We start from the raw sequence: 14,765 nt of genomic DNA, 5'->3' as shown, positions 1-14,765 counted from the left end.
AACAGTACAGGAATTGCAGATTTTGCTATTTTAAGAGAATGTAGAGATGTTGTAATGATTCTATTGCTGTATTAATAATTTAACCAGTCTATATTTATCAATATCATAATTATCAACTGATGAATAGATTTATTACCATCACTTTTTTACTTCTGGGCTCTCTCTCATTTGCACAGCAAACAATTAATGGAACTGTCACAGATGCGACTACAGGAGAACCACTTCTAGGAGCGACAGTTGTAGTTAAAGGCACAAATACGGCAGTAACAACAGACTTTGACGGTGAGTTTACAATTACAGCAAATGATGGTGCTGTGATAGTGGTTTCATATGTTGGTTATAAAACTAAAAGTCAAACGTACACTGGAAGTCCACTCGTTTTTAATCTAGAACAAGATGTCGCAGGACTCGATGCAGTGGTGGTCGTAGGTTATGGTACTCAAGCTGTAAGAGAGGTGACAGGCGCAGTATCTATTGTTAATAATGAGACCATTGAGGAATTAAAGCCTACTAGGATAGAACAAGCACTACAAGGAACAGTTCCAGGGGTAACGATTACCTCACAATCAGGATCGCCAGGTTCTGCCTCAAACATAAGAATACGCGGTATAGGGACAAATGGTGATTCGCGACCACTTATTCTTGTTGATGGTAATGTCATCGAGGATTTGAGTGTTATCAATCCTAATGATGTTGAGAGCATATCAGTACTCAAGGATGCCACGGCATCTATTTATGGTGTGCGCGCATCAAACGGTGTAGTAATTATCACAACAAAAAATGGGCGTCGCAACCAGCCTCTCAAACTAGAATATGACGCTTATGTAGGCTTCCAACAAACCACAAGAAAGCTTCCAACACTCGATGCACTAGAATATGCATTGCTCAAAAATGAAGCATTTGCAAATAACGGCGAGCCTATTCCTTTTCCAGATCTTACACAGCTGAGTGACGTGGACTACCAGGATGAGGTATTTGACGATGCTCCTATATTTTTCAATAACCTTGGTATACGTGGCGGTACTGAAAAATCAGCCTATGGTGCAGGTGCTTCTGTTTTATTACAAGATGGAATTGTCGGTGCAGAAAAGTCAAAATTCCAGCGCAGCACTTTTAGAGGGAATTTCGATCATTTCTGGTTGGATAATCTAGAAATGAAAACTGGTGTTCTTCTCAATTATAGCAATAGACGCGCTATTAATGAATCTGGTTTGGGCTCTGTATTGTTTAATGCTCTCAACATGGCTCCTACCATTCCTATTAGAGATGAAGATGGAGAGTTTTCACTGGCCGAAGGTCTGGGAAATGAGGTTATCAACCCAATAGCTCAAATCGCCAATTCATTCAACGAGACAAACATTCTTAAGGTGAGCGGTAATTTTGGTCTTACTTACAGCTTTTTGAACGATTTTGAACTTACCTCAAGAATCCAGACCAACTACAGCGAAGTTTCCGGTTACAGTTTTGCTCCAGAGGTATTCTACGGTTCTGGTAAAGTTTTCAATGTCGAGCGCAGCGTTTACAATACATTCAGTAACTACTTCCGTGATTATACGTTTGACTCCTATCTCAATTATGAGCACGCTTTCGCGAAAGTGCACAACGTACAAGCCACCTTGGGTATATCTGCCTTTAGAACAACAGGAAAGTTCAATGGATTTACTGGATTTGATATACCAGACAATGATATCGCAAATGCCAGCATTGAGAATGCAGTAGATGTGGTAGATAATTTTGTAAACGGTGGCGACACATTTGATCAACGTCTGTTCTCGCAATTCGTGAGACTTAGGTACAGTTACGATGATAAATACCTATTTACCGCACAGGCTAGACGAGATGGTAGCTCCAATTTTGGTCCGCGTAACAAATACGGATTTTTCCCTAGCGCAAGCGTTGGTTGGGTACCGTCGTTAGAAGAATTTATGGATGATGAGGATTGGATAGATTTTCTTAAAGTGAGATTCTCTTACGGTGTCGCGGGTAATGATAGAATACCGGCATTCGCTTTTACATCCTTACTTAACGGTGAAGGGACCTATCCATTTGATGACGTTCTTGTTTTTGGAACAGCCGCAGGAACCATTTCAAATCCAGAGCTTAAGTGGGAAGAACAATACGTAGCTAACTTTGGTATTGATGCAAATTTTCTAGACGGGAATTTGACTACCTCATTTGATGTTTTTAATAGAAGAACAGAAGATCTACTTATCACAACCAGCGTATCGGGAATTCTAGGTGCGGCGGCACCAGGATCAGGAGCGCCAGTGGTAAATGGTGGATCGGTGCGCAATAGAGGTCTTGAGTTTGCGATAGGTTACAATGGTGAAATCACAGATGAATTTAGTTATGGTGTCAATTATAATATAGGTGTAATTGATAACGAGGTTCTAGATGTAAATAACACGGTAGGATTTATAGAAGGTGGTCAATTCGGTATCGGTCAACTACCACCAGCCCGTATGGAAGAAGGACAGCCACTAGGATATTTCTACGGTTTGAGAACAGATGGGATTTTTCAAAATGCTGCCGAGGTGGCTGCACATCCATCACAAATAGCGTTGGGAGCTAACGCCCAGCCAGGTGATATAAGATTTGTTGATGTAAACAATGATGGTGTCATCGATCAAGATGATCGTGTGAACATAGGTGATCCAATTGCAGACGTTACCATGGGTCTTAATTTATCCTTTAATTATAGGAATTTTGATTTTCAGACTTATTTATATGCATCCATCGGTAATGATATGGTGCGCAATTATGAACGTAGTCAGAATCTTACAAACGTTACGACTAACGATTTAGCGCGATGGACTGGTCCAGGAACGTCAAATTCAGTTCCTCGTGTGACAACCGGAGCAACTGCCAATAGAATATTCTCTGATTACTTTGTTGAGGACGCATCCTTTTTAAGAATGCAGAATCTACAGTTGGGATATACGTTTAATGATGCTGGTGCCAGAAAAAATATTGAAGAGGTAAGGTTTTACGGATCCGTCAACAACCTATTTACCTTAACAAAATATAGAGGTTTTGATCCTAGTGCCAGTAGTGGTGCGCCTATAGGTGGTGGTATTGATCCAGGTTTTTATCCAGTACCTAGAACGTTTCTTCTAGGAATGAATGTCAAATTTTAAGAGCTAAGAAAATGATGAAATATAGATTTTTAATACTGTTTATCGCAGCGCTGGGTTTCGCTGCCTGCGAGGACGACTATCTAGATGTAGAGAGTCAGGATGAAAATTCAGAAGACTTCTTTAATTCCGAAGAGGATTATCAAAGTGCATTGGTCGCCGCTTATGATCAATTGCAAAACACCTATATCAATGTTATGCTAGGAGAAATAGCCTCCAACAACACATTGGCAGGTGGCGAGAATGCTAATGATGTTCCTGGCATTCAGCAGATTGATGACATGATTCACACATCAACTAATGAACAATTGCAGCAAATATGGCAATGGATGTATGCTGGTGTTAATCGTGCCAACTACATACTTGAATTTCAAGACAAGACTGACTTTGATGGTAAGGAACAAGTGATTGCTCAAGCACGGTTCTTACGTGCGTACTACAATTTTGAATTGACTAAATTTTTTGGAGACATCCCATTGGCAATAGATAGAAGACTCTTATTTGGTGATCAATTTGAAATCGATAGAACACCGCAAGAAGAGGTTTATGATCTCATTGAGCAAGATCTGATTTTTGCTGTTGATAATTTAGATTATGAAGTTTCTCAGGAAGGCAGGATTTCAAAAGGCGCAGCTCAAGCATTGCTAGGCAAGGCGTACTTATATCAAGATCAATTTGATCAAGCGGCAGACGTTCTGGTGGATTTGATTGACTCTGGTGAGTACGAGCTGGTAGAGGATTACTCAACCATCTTTGAGAATGACAATGAAAATAATGAAGAATCGGTATTTGAGATTCAGTATTCTGATATTGAAGGTGCTGGCTTTGGCTGTTTACAATGTAGTGAAGGAAATATTGCGGTAGGTTTCAACGGCGTGAGGAACTTAAGCTATGCAGACCCTGAAGATCGCGTATTTGATTCAGGCTTTAGTTTTAATGTGCCTACACAAGAAACCTACGATGAGTTTGACGATGATGACGTACGTCGTGATGTCGCAATATTAGATATTGATGAACATGCAGATGAGTTTGATGCAACATTCAGTGTAGGCTTTGAGCATACCGGTTACTACAATAGAAAGTATATCGCTCGTGAAGGTGACTTAAATACAGGAGATCAAAATCTTACCAACCCTAATAACTATCGAGCTATTAGATATGCAGATGTTCTTCTGATGGCTGCAGAAGCTCTAAATAGATCAGGTCGTGATGATGGTCAAGCAAGAGATTATTTGAATCAAGTACGCGAGCGTGCAGGGCTTGATAACATAGAAAGCTCGGGAACGCCACTTAGAGACGCGATTTACCGTGAGCGACGACTGGAGCTAGTTGGAGAAGGTCATCATTTCTTTGACTTGGTACGCACGGGTCGTGCCGCTCAAGAAATTGATGGTTTCACATCTGGTAAGAACGAGCTATTTCCTATCCCATTAGAAGAAATCGTATTAGCAGGTAATCGATGGGAACAAAATCCTGGCTATTAAAAAAGAAAAATACTAAAAATGAAAAATAGATTTATTTACTTCTTGTTTGCGGCATTTGCTATGATCGCTTGTGAAGAGGACGATATTCAGGATGAGGTAGATGCGATCGCAGCACCGCAAAATGTTGATCTCACCTTCAAAATCACTCAAGACAATACAGGTCTGGTGACAATAACGCCTACGGCACAAGGCGCTACTACATTTGAGGTATTCTACGGCGATGGTAATGAAGAGGATAGTGCACAATTAGCATTAGGTGAGAGTACCCAATATACCTATGATGAGGGCAATTATCAGGTAAGAGTCATAGCGACAGGAGTCAACGGTAAACAAACTGAGGTTACTAAGGATTTAATGGTCTCATTCCGTGCGCCAGAAAATCTAGAGATTGAGGTAACTCCAGATCCTAGCAATTCATTTGCTGTGGATGTGAGCGCGTCAGCAGATTTTGCTACCATGTTTGAGGTAACTTTTGGTGAAGACGATGATGAAGAGCCGCAAGAGTTAGCACTGGATGGAGTTGCGAGTTATGAGTACGAGTCAACAGGAATTTATGAGATTACAGTTACAGCTTTTAGTGGTGGAGAAGCCACAACTACACAAACTATTGAGGTTGAGATCGTCGATCCAGTCTTGTTACCTATCGATTTTGAGTCCGATACGATTGAATATACCTTCGGTGATTTTGGTGGTGCCGCTTCCGCGAAAGTGGACAACCCAGACAATGATGGTAACGAGAGTGAAAATGTAGCACAAACGATAAAGACTGATGGAGCAGAGACCTTTGCTGGTACCGTCATAGAATTAGGAGCACCAATAGATTTTTCGACGTTCGAAAAGATCAAAATGAAAGTGCGTTCTCCTAGACCTAATACATTTGTCACCTTAAAATTAGAGAACGCCACAAACAGCGACATCGCTGCCGAGGTTAGTGCCGTAACATCAGGTGATACAGATGAATGGGAAACCTTATTATTTGACTTTGGCGATGCAGACCTAACTCAAGAATACTCTAAGTTGATCATCTTCTTTGATTTAGGCAACACAGGTGATGGAACAACCTATTTCTTTGATGATATAGAACAAACCAATCAACAGGCAGAATTGCTACGCTTACCATTAACGTTTGAATCTCCTGTTATAGAGTACAACTTTATAGAGTTCGGCGGTGCACCTACTACGGTCGTTGATAATCCACAGACGACAGGAATTAATATATCACCTATAGTAGCAACTACCCTTAAAGTAAATGGTGCGCAATCTTTTGCAGGTGCATTTATAGATCTAGAGCAGGCCATCAACTTTGATGACTTTTCACAAATTCAGGTGGACGTTCTTTCCCCAAAAGCAGGATCTGTGGTTAATCTTAAGGTTGAGAATCTAGATGATGCTAGTAGAAATAGAGAAGTTACCGCGGTAACATCTGCTACACCTGGTGAATGGGAGACATTGACATTTGATTTTACGGGTATCGATACGTCAGTAGACTATCAACGTGTGATCATCTTTTTTGACTTCTTGACAGACGGTCAAGGCGACCGCTACTACTTTGATAACATTAGAGAATCTGATGGTTCAAACCCTTTGGATTTACCATTAAGTTTTGAGGATAGTTCGCAGTCATACAGCTTTGTAGATTTCGGTGGTGCATCAACATCCATTGCTTCAAATCCAGATGCAGACGACGTTAATTCATCTGACACCGTGGCACGTAGTGTAAAATCTGCTAGTGCAGAATTCTTTGCAGGGTCTTTTATCACACTTTCTGATCCTATTGATTTTCAGTCGCAAACTAAAATCAGAATGAAAACATATGCACCAGTCAGCGGTATCACCATCAAATTAAAATTAGAGAATGAATCTAATCCTGATATAAGCACAGAAATTGATGTGACGAATACTGTGGCCAATCAATGGGAAGAATTAGTCTATGATTTCAGTGCCCAGGATTTATCTAGAGAATATTCTAAGGTAGTTGTATTCTTTGATTTTGGTAACGGTGGTATTGGTCAGGATCTTGAATACTACTTTGACGAAATAATACTATCAAATTAAAAAATTACAGCTATGAAAATGTTTAATAAAATAGGGTGGTTCCTGGTTATTGCGGTAACCATTTTGGGTTGTCAGGATGATGACACAGAGTTTGGGCCAGTAGTTGCACCATCTGATTTATCCGTGTCATTTGAGGTACAAGGAGAAGATGATGAAAATCCTAATGGTGATGGTACAGGTGTGGTAACCTTTAGTGCAAATGCATCTAACGCCTTGAATTACACTTATAGTTTCGGTGACTCTCGCTCTTCTTTTTCATCAGATGGTGATTTAGAACATAGATATGTCCAGCAAGGTGTAAATACATATACTGTAACTGTTACGGCTACAGGAACTGGTGGCGCAGCCACTTCACAAACAACTCAAGTAACAGTTTTCAGTGCTTTTGAAGACAACGATGCTAAACAATTATTGACTGGCGGCTCCTCAAAAATATGGTATTGGGCAGCAGCTGAACCTGGACATCTAGGAGTTGGACCTAACAATGGTGACCCTACAGATGGAAACAATAATTTCCCACAATTCTATCAAGCGGCACCTTTTGAAAAAAATGGAGCTGACGAGAGCTTATGTCTTTATGAAGATCAGTTAGTTTTTAGCTTAAATGACGATGAGGAATTAGTTTATCAATTGAACAATTTTGGTCAAACTTATTTCAACGGCGCATTTGAATCGGTCGTTGGTGGTAGTAATGGATTTGACTTCTGCTATGATTTTGATACTGATGGCGTAAAGAATGTTACTCTAAGTCCATCAGAATCTATTGTTCCAGACAGCGAGAAACGAGGAACTACTATGACTTTTAGTGATGATGGTTTTATGAGTTATTACATTAATACTAGCGTGTATGACATTCTTGAATTAACCGAGAATAGAATGGTGGTACGTGGGATCATGAATGGAGATCTTGCATGGTATCATACGTTCTCGACGGATGATCCCAATGCAGAACAAGGTGGTGACGATAACAGCGATGGTTCAGGAGAGCCAGAAGGCACCTTGGTATGGTCTGATGAGTTTGATGTTGATGGTGCGCCTAATCCTGCCAACTGGACTTTTGATACGGGAACAGGTTCCGATGGTTGGGGAAACAACGAGCAGCAATTCTATACTGATCGAACTGAAAATATAGAAGTTTCAAATGGTACATTGAAAATTACGGCTCGAGATGAGGACTTTGGTGGTAGATCATATACATCATCACGTATCAAAACAGAAGGTCTTTTTGAATTCCAATATGGTACAATAGAATTTAGCGCCAAACTACCAGAAGGTGGTGGCACATGGCCAGCCATTTGGTCTCTAGGAGCAGATTATCAGACCAACCCATGGCCAGCTGCAGGTGAGATCGATTACATGGAACACATAGGTAATACTCAAAATACAATTTATGCTACTGTGCATAGACCGGGCGCTTCAGGCGGCAATGCAGATGGTGGTGAGATAGAAATCGAAAACGCATCTTCAGAATTTCATACGTACCGTACCATCTGGAATGAGGACACTATCAGGTTTTTTGTAGATGGTGAATTAATTCATCAAGTTGCAAATTCAGATGCGGTTCCTTTCAACAAAGACTTTTTTATCATCATGAATATTGCGATGGGTGGAAATTTTGGAGGAGATATTGATCCTGCATTTACTGAAAGTACGATGGAGGTTGATTACATAAGAGTTTACCAATAAATCTAGGAAATGAAGAAATACCTTTTTGGTTTTCTAGCGTTGACAGCGGCGTTAGTTTCCTGTAGTGATAAGACTGTTGTCAAGTCACCAACCAGCAACTTATCAATAAGCTATAAAGCAAAATCAGCACTGGATTTGCGGGTAGATTCTGTGATGCAATTGATGACCTTGAAAGAGAAGATAGGTCAAATGAATCAGTACAATGGATTCATGGACTTTACAGGTCCTGTTCCCGATCAGGGCGATGCATCTGCAAAGTATCAAGATATCCGTGATGGTATGGTAGGTTCTATGCTCAATGTACGTGGCGTGAAGAATGTAAGGGCGGTTCAAAAAGTAGCCGTTGAGGAAAGCAGATTGGGCATACCATTAATTTTTGGGTTTGATGTTATCCACGGTTATCAAACCATGGGCCCTATTCCTTTAGCAGAGGCTGCAAGCTGGGATTTGGAAGCAATTCAAGAAGCATCAAGATTAGCAGCAAAGGAAGCGGCAGTAGCTGGTCTTAATTGGACGTTCGCCCCTAATGTAGATATATCAAGAGATGCTCGCTGGGGTCGCGTGATGGAAGGTGCTGGTGAAGATCCTTACTTAGGAAGCAAGATTGCTACCGCAAGAGTGAATGGATTTCAAGGTGAGGACTTGGCAGATCAGTTTACCATTGCAGCATGTGCAAAACACTTTGCGGCTTACGGCTTTGCAGAGGCTGGTCGCGATTATAATACGGCCGACGTTGGCACATCAACGCTATACAACATTGTTTTGCCACCATTCAAAGCAGCAGCAGAAGCCGGCGCAAGAACCTTTATGAATAGTTTTAACGATCTAAATGGGATTCCTGCCACGGCAAACGAGTTTTTATTGCGCGATATCCTCAAAGATCAATGGGACTATAACGGATTTGTAGTATCAGATTGGGGTTCTATAAAGGAGATGATTGCTCATAATTATGCACGTGATAATAAAGATGCTGCGAGGCTAGCAGTAAATGCCGGTAGTGATATGGATATGGAATCCTATGCTTATAAATCTCATCTAGAAGAATTAGTTAAGGAAGGTAAAGTTGATGAGGCACTAATCGATGATGCCGCACGTCGTATTCTTAAGGTAAAATTTGAATTAGGCCTATTTGATGATCCCTACAAATATTGCAATGAGCAGCTAGAAAAAACGGTTACTGGAAGCGACGAGATGATGGACGGCGCGTTAGATATGGCGTTGAAGTCTATGGTTCTTTTAAAGAATGATAAAAACATACTACCACTTAAAAAATCAGGTCAAAAAATAGCAGTTTTAGGTGATCTCGCTTTTGATAAAAATAGTGTCCTTGGTAGCTGGCGTATTGGAGCTATTGATAACACAGCGGTCAGTCTCGTTGAAGGATTTAAAAGTTATAAGGGAAACCAAGTGACTTTTGAACGTGGACCAAGGTTCGTGACAGAAGACGTCGCATTTGCGATGGAAGTGCAATACAACGAAACAGATACCACAGGAACTGCCGCGGCGCTCAAGGCTGCAAAAAATGCAGATGTCGTCGTGATGATGCTAGGAGAACATGGCTATCAAAGCGGTGAAGGTCGCAGTAGAACTCAACTAGATCTACCAGGATTACAACAAGAATTTCTAGAGCAAGTTCAAGCGGTTAATGAGGATGTGGTTTTAGTCGTCGCGAGTGGTCGTCCATTGGTATTATCATGGGCCGATGAAAATGTACCAGCTATCCTAGAAGCTTGGCAGTTAGGTAATCAATCTGGTAATGCTATCGCTCAAGTACTTTATGGAGATTACAATCCATCAGGAAAACTGCCTATGAGTTTTCCAGTGAATGTAGGGCAAGCACCTATATATTATAATCGCAAAAATACTGGTAGACCAGTATTGCCAGGCAAGGACGTGGTTTTCTGGTCGCATTATCAAGATGCGCCTAATGATCCATTGTACGTTTTTGGTCATGGTCTTAGCTATACAACTTTTGAGTACAATGATATAAAGTTGCTAAACGATTATTCAAGCAACGGTAAAATAACGGTGATGGCAACTTTAAAAAATACTGGCGACGTTGCAGGAACTGAGATTGCTCAACTTTACATTCAGGATGAGTTTGCATCGGTTATTAGACCTATTAGAGAACTAAAAGGATTTGAAAAAATCACCTTGAAGCCAGGTGAGAGTAAGCAACTTTCATTCACTTTAGATAAAGATGAGCTAGGATTTTATGATAATAATGGCAATTGGATTGTTGAAGACGGCACATTCAACGTTTGGATAGGCGGTTCTTCAAAGACTCAATTGGGCACCAATTTCTTATTAATTCAATAATTACAAACGATTACATACTAATACAATAACTCTAAATATTTAATCATGAAAAAAATTACTCTTTTAGCTAGTTTGCTAGCAACTGGACTTTGCTTTGGGCAAGTTCTTCCTATCGACTTCTCGGTTCCTGAGGATGAATTTACTGATGCTGGATCTGTATTTAATATTGTACCAGGACCTGTGGATCAAGACAATCCTGTAGGTGAGATCATAGGTGGTGGTGGACAGTTTGACAATGTTCAACTGGAGTTGGCCCAATTTGTAGATTTTTCTGGCGATGAAACTGTTATCACCTTCAGATTTTGGAATCCCGTAGAGGCAGATATGCCAGGACTATTACAATTTGCTGGATCATCAGATGGTTCTCCAGCTGTTGAAGTTCCATTTACCGCGACTCAAAATGGTGAGTGGCAAGAATTTTCTCTAGACTTCGCAAATGCTGGCAACGCGTTTCCTTTTTGTGGTGGATGCCCACAGGAGCAAGAAGTAAATCTGGACAAGTACTCAAGAATTGTTCTTTTTACAGACTTTAATGCTACAACCAGCAACACTTATTTTATTGATGATATTGCTGGTGGTGGCGATGGTGGATCAGTAGTTCCAGATCCAGAACCTAGTGAGGCTGCACCTGCACCTACTGCAGATTCTGATAATGTAATCTCGCTCTTCAGTGATGCGTACGATGATGTGCCGGTAAATACTTTTAGAGCAGGATTTAGTCAAGCAGACTTTGAGCAGGTAGAAATCGCGACAAACCCAACTTTGAAATATTCTTCATTAACATTTGTTGGTATTGAAACCTTGGATGATAATGCAATCGATCTAGAAGCTGCAGGAATGCAATTTGTAAACTTTGATATATGGACTCCTAACATGACTTCATTTGCCTTTAAGTTGGTGGATTTTAAGGGCGATGGATTTGATGATGGCTCCAACAATACAGAGGCGACAGTGACTTTAACACCTGTCCTAAATGAATGGAATTCAGTCAGCATTCCTTTATCTGATTTTGAAGAAGCAGGTATGGATAACTTTTCAGACATCAATCAAATTATTATTGCCGGTGATCCATCTGGATCTGCTCTAGTTTATGTAGATAACTTGTTTTTCTCAACTCAAAGCACAGCGAGTAATAATGATATAGCAGCGGCAGGATTTAAGGTGTATCCCAACCCATCTTCAAGCGAGTGGAATATAACAAGCGATAACAACGATATCCAATCAATAGAGGTGTACTCTTTGCTAGGTAATAAAGTTTCAAGTCTTGATGTTGAGACTAATGTTGCACGTATCGATAATACTGGTCTTGCTCAAGGTGTTTATTTGGCTAAAGTGAATACTGCAGCTGGATCAACAACTATCAAATTGATCAAGAAATAAGTTTCATTGAATATGAAAAGAAGAGAGGCAAGAGCTTAAGTTCTTGCCTTTTTTTATTCTTAAGATTTAAAGGTCGATAATCCTTCTAGGGTTAAGAATGTTATTAGGATCTAGACTACGCTTTAACGCTCTCATCAGCTCAATCTCTTGAGGAGTACGACTTATTTGTAAGTACGCTTTCTTATCGATACCGATACCATGCTCTGCACTTACAGATCCACCAATGTCTTGTAATCCGTTGTAAATGATGTCATTAATCTGGAGCTTGAGGTTCTCGTCCAGTGATTCTTTGCCTATCATAAAATGAATATTACCATCAGCAACATGGCCAAAGGCATAGATCTGTTCCACACCATTTACTGTGGATAGTTTGTCATAACATTCTTCAATGTACTTTCCTATTAAGGATACTGGTAGGCTAATGTCAAAATGCTGGTCGTGCGTCATGCCATCAGTCAGATTATTAACATCTTCTCGTATTCTAAAAAACCATTCCACATCGCTAGGTGATTGCGCCATCACAGCATCAAGCGCTAATTCTTGAACAATGGCTGTTTCAAGTACTGCTTGAAATTCTGCTTGATCTCTTTCATAGTTGCTTCCCAGTGACTCTATAAGGATGTAATAGCGGTAATCATAAGGTAATGGTGGCCGCACGGCGTCACTAGTACTCGTCATTTGCTTATAGGCATTTGCCCAAATCAATTCAAAGCCGCTTAGTTTACCTGCGAGATGTGCGTCAAAAAATTTGAGTAGTCTGACGACATCCTTGTAACCATCGACGGCAAGAAACGCGGCATTGCGACTACTAGGCGCTTCAACAAGTTTTAACACGGCACGCGTCACGATTCCCAGCGTTCCTTCTGATCCTACAAACAGCTGTTTGAGATCATAGCCTGAATTGTTTTTAATTATCTTTTTTAATGAATTAATAACGGTACCATCTGCCATGACAGCTTCAATCCCTAGAACTAGATCTCTGGTCATACCATATTTTAGTACTCTCAAACCGCCAGCGTTTGATGCAATAATACCACCCATTTGAGCACTGCCACGTGCGCCAAAATTTAATGGGAACAACAAATTATGCTCTTCAACCGCATCATGAATTTTTTCTAAAATCACACCAGCCTGCACAGTGATCGTGCGACTCGCAATATCAACTTCTTCAATGGCATCCATGCGTTCAAGAGATATTACTACTTGCTGCGAGCTACTGCGTGTACTGCCTACAAGGTTTGTCAAGCCACCGTGAATGATCACCTCTTGTTCATGATCATTACATAAATTAAGAATCTTACTTACTTCATCGGTAGTTTGCGGTAACAATAAACATAGTGCTTCTAGCGAGGTATTCATATGCCAGATATGATCGTATCGCTGTTTCAAGGACTCACCAATTAATACTCTTTGACCGTCAAGAATATTTTGAAAGTTACTAATTAGAGTGTCGCTCATTGTTTCAATAATTTTCGCAACATGTTGTGTACCTCCATTTCCATGACATTTAGATCGTCATTGTTGGTAAACAGGTCTCTAATTTCCCTAAATAAGGAACTTAAAGTAGCCTCGCTCAATTCATAATGATCTACATAACCTTGAATCTTTTTGAGAGCCTCTATATCAGTGTCCTTTTCTATCTCATTGAAGACAGTGTCATAGATTAAGGGTTGCAGTTGATGTTTAAGGTAATCTCGTTCTAGTTTTGTATTTGACACATCAACGCGCGAGCAGTAGAGTAGGACATAAGCGACAAAATGCTGTTGTGTCCATTGTGATACATTCATAATTACAAGTTTAATCTTGCCATAATTGGCCGCGATGAGGCTTTAACGCGTCACGCACTTGAGGCATGTGCTCTTCTTGCAGGGCAAGAAAACAAATGTGATGTTTACCAGTGATGTGTTCAATTCCTGAGGTTATGACCTGGACTTCTTCCTTCTGCACGTATTCCTGCAGGTGCGTTAGATGGTGTTTTGCGGTCAGCTCTGCATCTTCACCTTTAAAATCCCAGATAAGTTTCAGTTTTCTCATTGCTTAAAAATACGGCAGCATGATCACTTCTTTCCCTCAATATCCTATTAAACTCAAGTTAAACCAAGGCGGCAGGCTATTATGCGCTCGTCACAGAGGTGCCATTTTCTGCAAAATCTTTAAAGTCTTTCATAAATTGCAGCGTTTGATTCTCAAATAGTTGAGGTCTTGCTTTAGACACAAGTCGCATCATACCTGTAAATTTAAAAGATGCTTGAGACTTCCAGATGGTTACTTTTTGTGGTATGCCATTGGTGGTTGTTACGCTTTCGCGAAAGCTGTTGCATTGCTTATTAAGTACTCCTTTTGTACGGTACGTCGCTTCCCAACGGTGCGGTAAATCGCGGTGCGTGATTGTCTCGTTCATACTAATGATTCCAGCTGGCGTCTTGATACGCAATTTGCGTTTACTGCCTACTTGCCCTACCGTACTGGTAATGTTTTCAAAATCTACCAGACCTCGCTGCCAATGTTTAAAATTGGACTGATTGTTGAATAAGTCCATTACCACATCAATAGGTTGGTGAATGGTTACTTGATGGTTTGACTCGATCATGTGGTATTGGTACGTAAACAGAGGTGAAACTTGACAAAAATCGTAAAATATTACAGCACTGCGCACGTTTTGAAACACTACGGGAAAGACCTAATTTTGCCAACTGCAAGAAAAAGA

10 protein-coding genes are annotated in these 14,765 nt (G+C 40.5%); 6 read left to right on the top strand and 4 right to left on the bottom strand.

Annotation, left to right across the window (positions count from 1 at the left end; all coding sequences use genetic code 11):
* Positions 1 to 119: 119 nt before the first annotated feature.
* Genes EJ995_RS11990 through EJ995_RS11965 form a run of 6 tightly spaced genes read left to right on the top strand, consistent with a single transcriptional unit; the run spans position 120 to position 12,058 of the window.
* On the top strand, positions 120 to 3,137 hold the full coding sequence (locus EJ995_RS11990) for a SusC/RagA family TonB-linked outer membrane protein (RefSeq protein ID WP_126448624.1): 3,018 nt from the start codon (positions 120 to 122) through the stop codon (positions 3,135 to 3,137).
* 11 nt (positions 3,138 to 3,148) lie between these two features.
* Positions 3,149 to 4,618, top strand: a complete 1,470-nt coding sequence (locus EJ995_RS11985; RefSeq protein ID WP_126448623.1) for a RagB/SusD family nutrient uptake outer membrane protein — start codon at positions 3,149 to 3,151, stop codon at positions 4,616 to 4,618.
* Between the two features lie 18 nt (positions 4,619 to 4,636).
* A complete protein-coding gene (locus tag EJ995_RS11980; RefSeq protein ID WP_126448622.1) occupies positions 4,637 to 6,673 on the top strand; it encodes a phage tail protein in 2,037 nt (678 codons plus the stop codon).
* 12 nt (positions 6,674 to 6,685) lie between these two features.
* Positions 6,686 to 8,359 (top strand): glycoside hydrolase family 16 protein, encoded by a 1,674-nt coding sequence (locus EJ995_RS11975; protein WP_241234647.1) that lies wholly within the window; start codon positions 6,686 to 6,688, stop codon positions 8,357 to 8,359.
* 9 nt (positions 8,360 to 8,368) lie between these two features.
* Positions 8,369 to 10,678, top strand: coding sequence for a beta-glucosidase BglX (bglX, locus tag EJ995_RS11970; RefSeq protein ID WP_126448621.1), 2,310 nt, complete (start codon positions 8,369 to 8,371; stop codon positions 10,676 to 10,678).
* Between the two features lie 45 nt (positions 10,679 to 10,723).
* Positions 10,724 to 12,058, top strand: coding sequence for a T9SS type A sorting domain-containing protein (locus tag EJ995_RS11965; RefSeq protein WP_126448620.1), 1,335 nt, complete (start codon positions 10,724 to 10,726; stop codon positions 12,056 to 12,058).
* A gap of 66 nt (positions 12,059 to 12,124) precedes the next feature.
* On the opposite strand, the gene EJ995_RS11960 is transcribed toward EJ995_RS11965, so the two are convergent.
* The 4 genes from EJ995_RS11960 to EJ995_RS11945 form a co-directional block, all read right to left on the bottom strand.
* The gene (locus EJ995_RS11960) at positions 12,125 to 13,516 is read right to left on the bottom strand and encodes an FAD-binding oxidoreductase (protein WP_126448619.1); all 1,392 of its coding nucleotides are present in this window, start codon (positions 13,514 to 13,516) and stop codon (positions 12,125 to 12,127) included.
* Entirely contained in the window at positions 13,513 to 13,845 is a 333-nt protein-coding gene (locus tag EJ995_RS11955) for a hypothetical protein (RefSeq protein ID WP_126448618.1), read from the bottom strand. The genes EJ995_RS11960 and EJ995_RS11955 overlap by 4 nt, the downstream gene beginning before the upstream one ends.
* 10 nt (positions 13,846 to 13,855) lie before the next feature.
* A complete protein-coding gene (locus EJ995_RS11950) occupies positions 13,856 to 14,092 on the bottom strand; it encodes a hypothetical protein (protein ID WP_126448617.1) in 237 nt (78 codons plus the stop codon).
* Between the two features lie 79 nt (positions 14,093 to 14,171).
* Positions 14,172 to 14,648 carry an SRPBCC family protein gene (locus EJ995_RS11945; RefSeq protein ID WP_126448616.1) on the bottom strand — a complete coding sequence of 159 codons (477 nt, stop codon included), beginning with the start codon at positions 14,646 to 14,648 and terminating at the stop codon, positions 14,172 to 14,174.
* Positions 14,649 to 14,765 lie beyond the last annotated feature (117 nt).

This window comes from Nonlabens ponticola (assembly GCF_003966335.1).
Taxonomy (GTDB): domain Bacteria; phylum Bacteroidota; class Bacteroidia; order Flavobacteriales; family Flavobacteriaceae; genus Nonlabens; species Nonlabens ponticola.
This window is presented reverse-complemented; position numbering and strand designations above follow the sequence as displayed.

Excerpts from the sequence above, each read along its gene's own strand:
- EJ995_RS11990 (WP_126448624.1), top strand. The coding sequence starts at position 120 with ATGAATAGATTTATTACCATCACTTTTTTACTTCTGGGCTCTCTCTCA.
- EJ995_RS11985 (WP_126448623.1), top strand. The coding sequence starts at position 3,149 with ATGATGAAATATAGATTTTTAATACTGTTTATCGCAGCGCTGGGTTTC.
- EJ995_RS11980 (WP_126448622.1), top strand. The coding sequence starts at position 4,637 with ATGAAAAATAGATTTATTTACTTCTTGTTTGCGGCATTTGCTATGATC.
- EJ995_RS11975 (WP_241234647.1), top strand. The coding sequence starts at position 6,686 with ATGAAAATGTTTAATAAAATAGGGTGGTTCCTGGTTATTGCGGTAACC.
- bglX (WP_126448621.1), top strand. The coding sequence starts at position 8,369 with ATGAAGAAATACCTTTTTGGTTTTCTAGCGTTGACAGCGGCGTTAGTT.
- EJ995_RS11965 (WP_126448620.1), top strand. The coding sequence starts at position 10,724 with ATGAAAAAAATTACTCTTTTAGCTAGTTTGCTAGCAACTGGACTTTGC.
- EJ995_RS11960 (WP_126448619.1), bottom strand. The coding sequence starts at position 13,516 with ATGAGCGACACTCTAATTAGTAACTTTCAAAATATTCTTGACGGTCAA.
- EJ995_RS11955 (WP_126448618.1), bottom strand. The coding sequence starts at position 13,845 with ATGAATGTATCACAATGGACACAACAGCATTTTGTCGCTTATGTCCTA.
- EJ995_RS11950 (WP_126448617.1), bottom strand. The coding sequence starts at position 14,092 with ATGAGAAAACTGAAACTTATCTGGGATTTTAAAGGTGAAGATGCAGAG.
- EJ995_RS11945 (WP_126448616.1), bottom strand. The coding sequence starts at position 14,648 with ATGATCGAGTCAAACCATCAAGTAACCATTCACCAACCTATTGATGTG.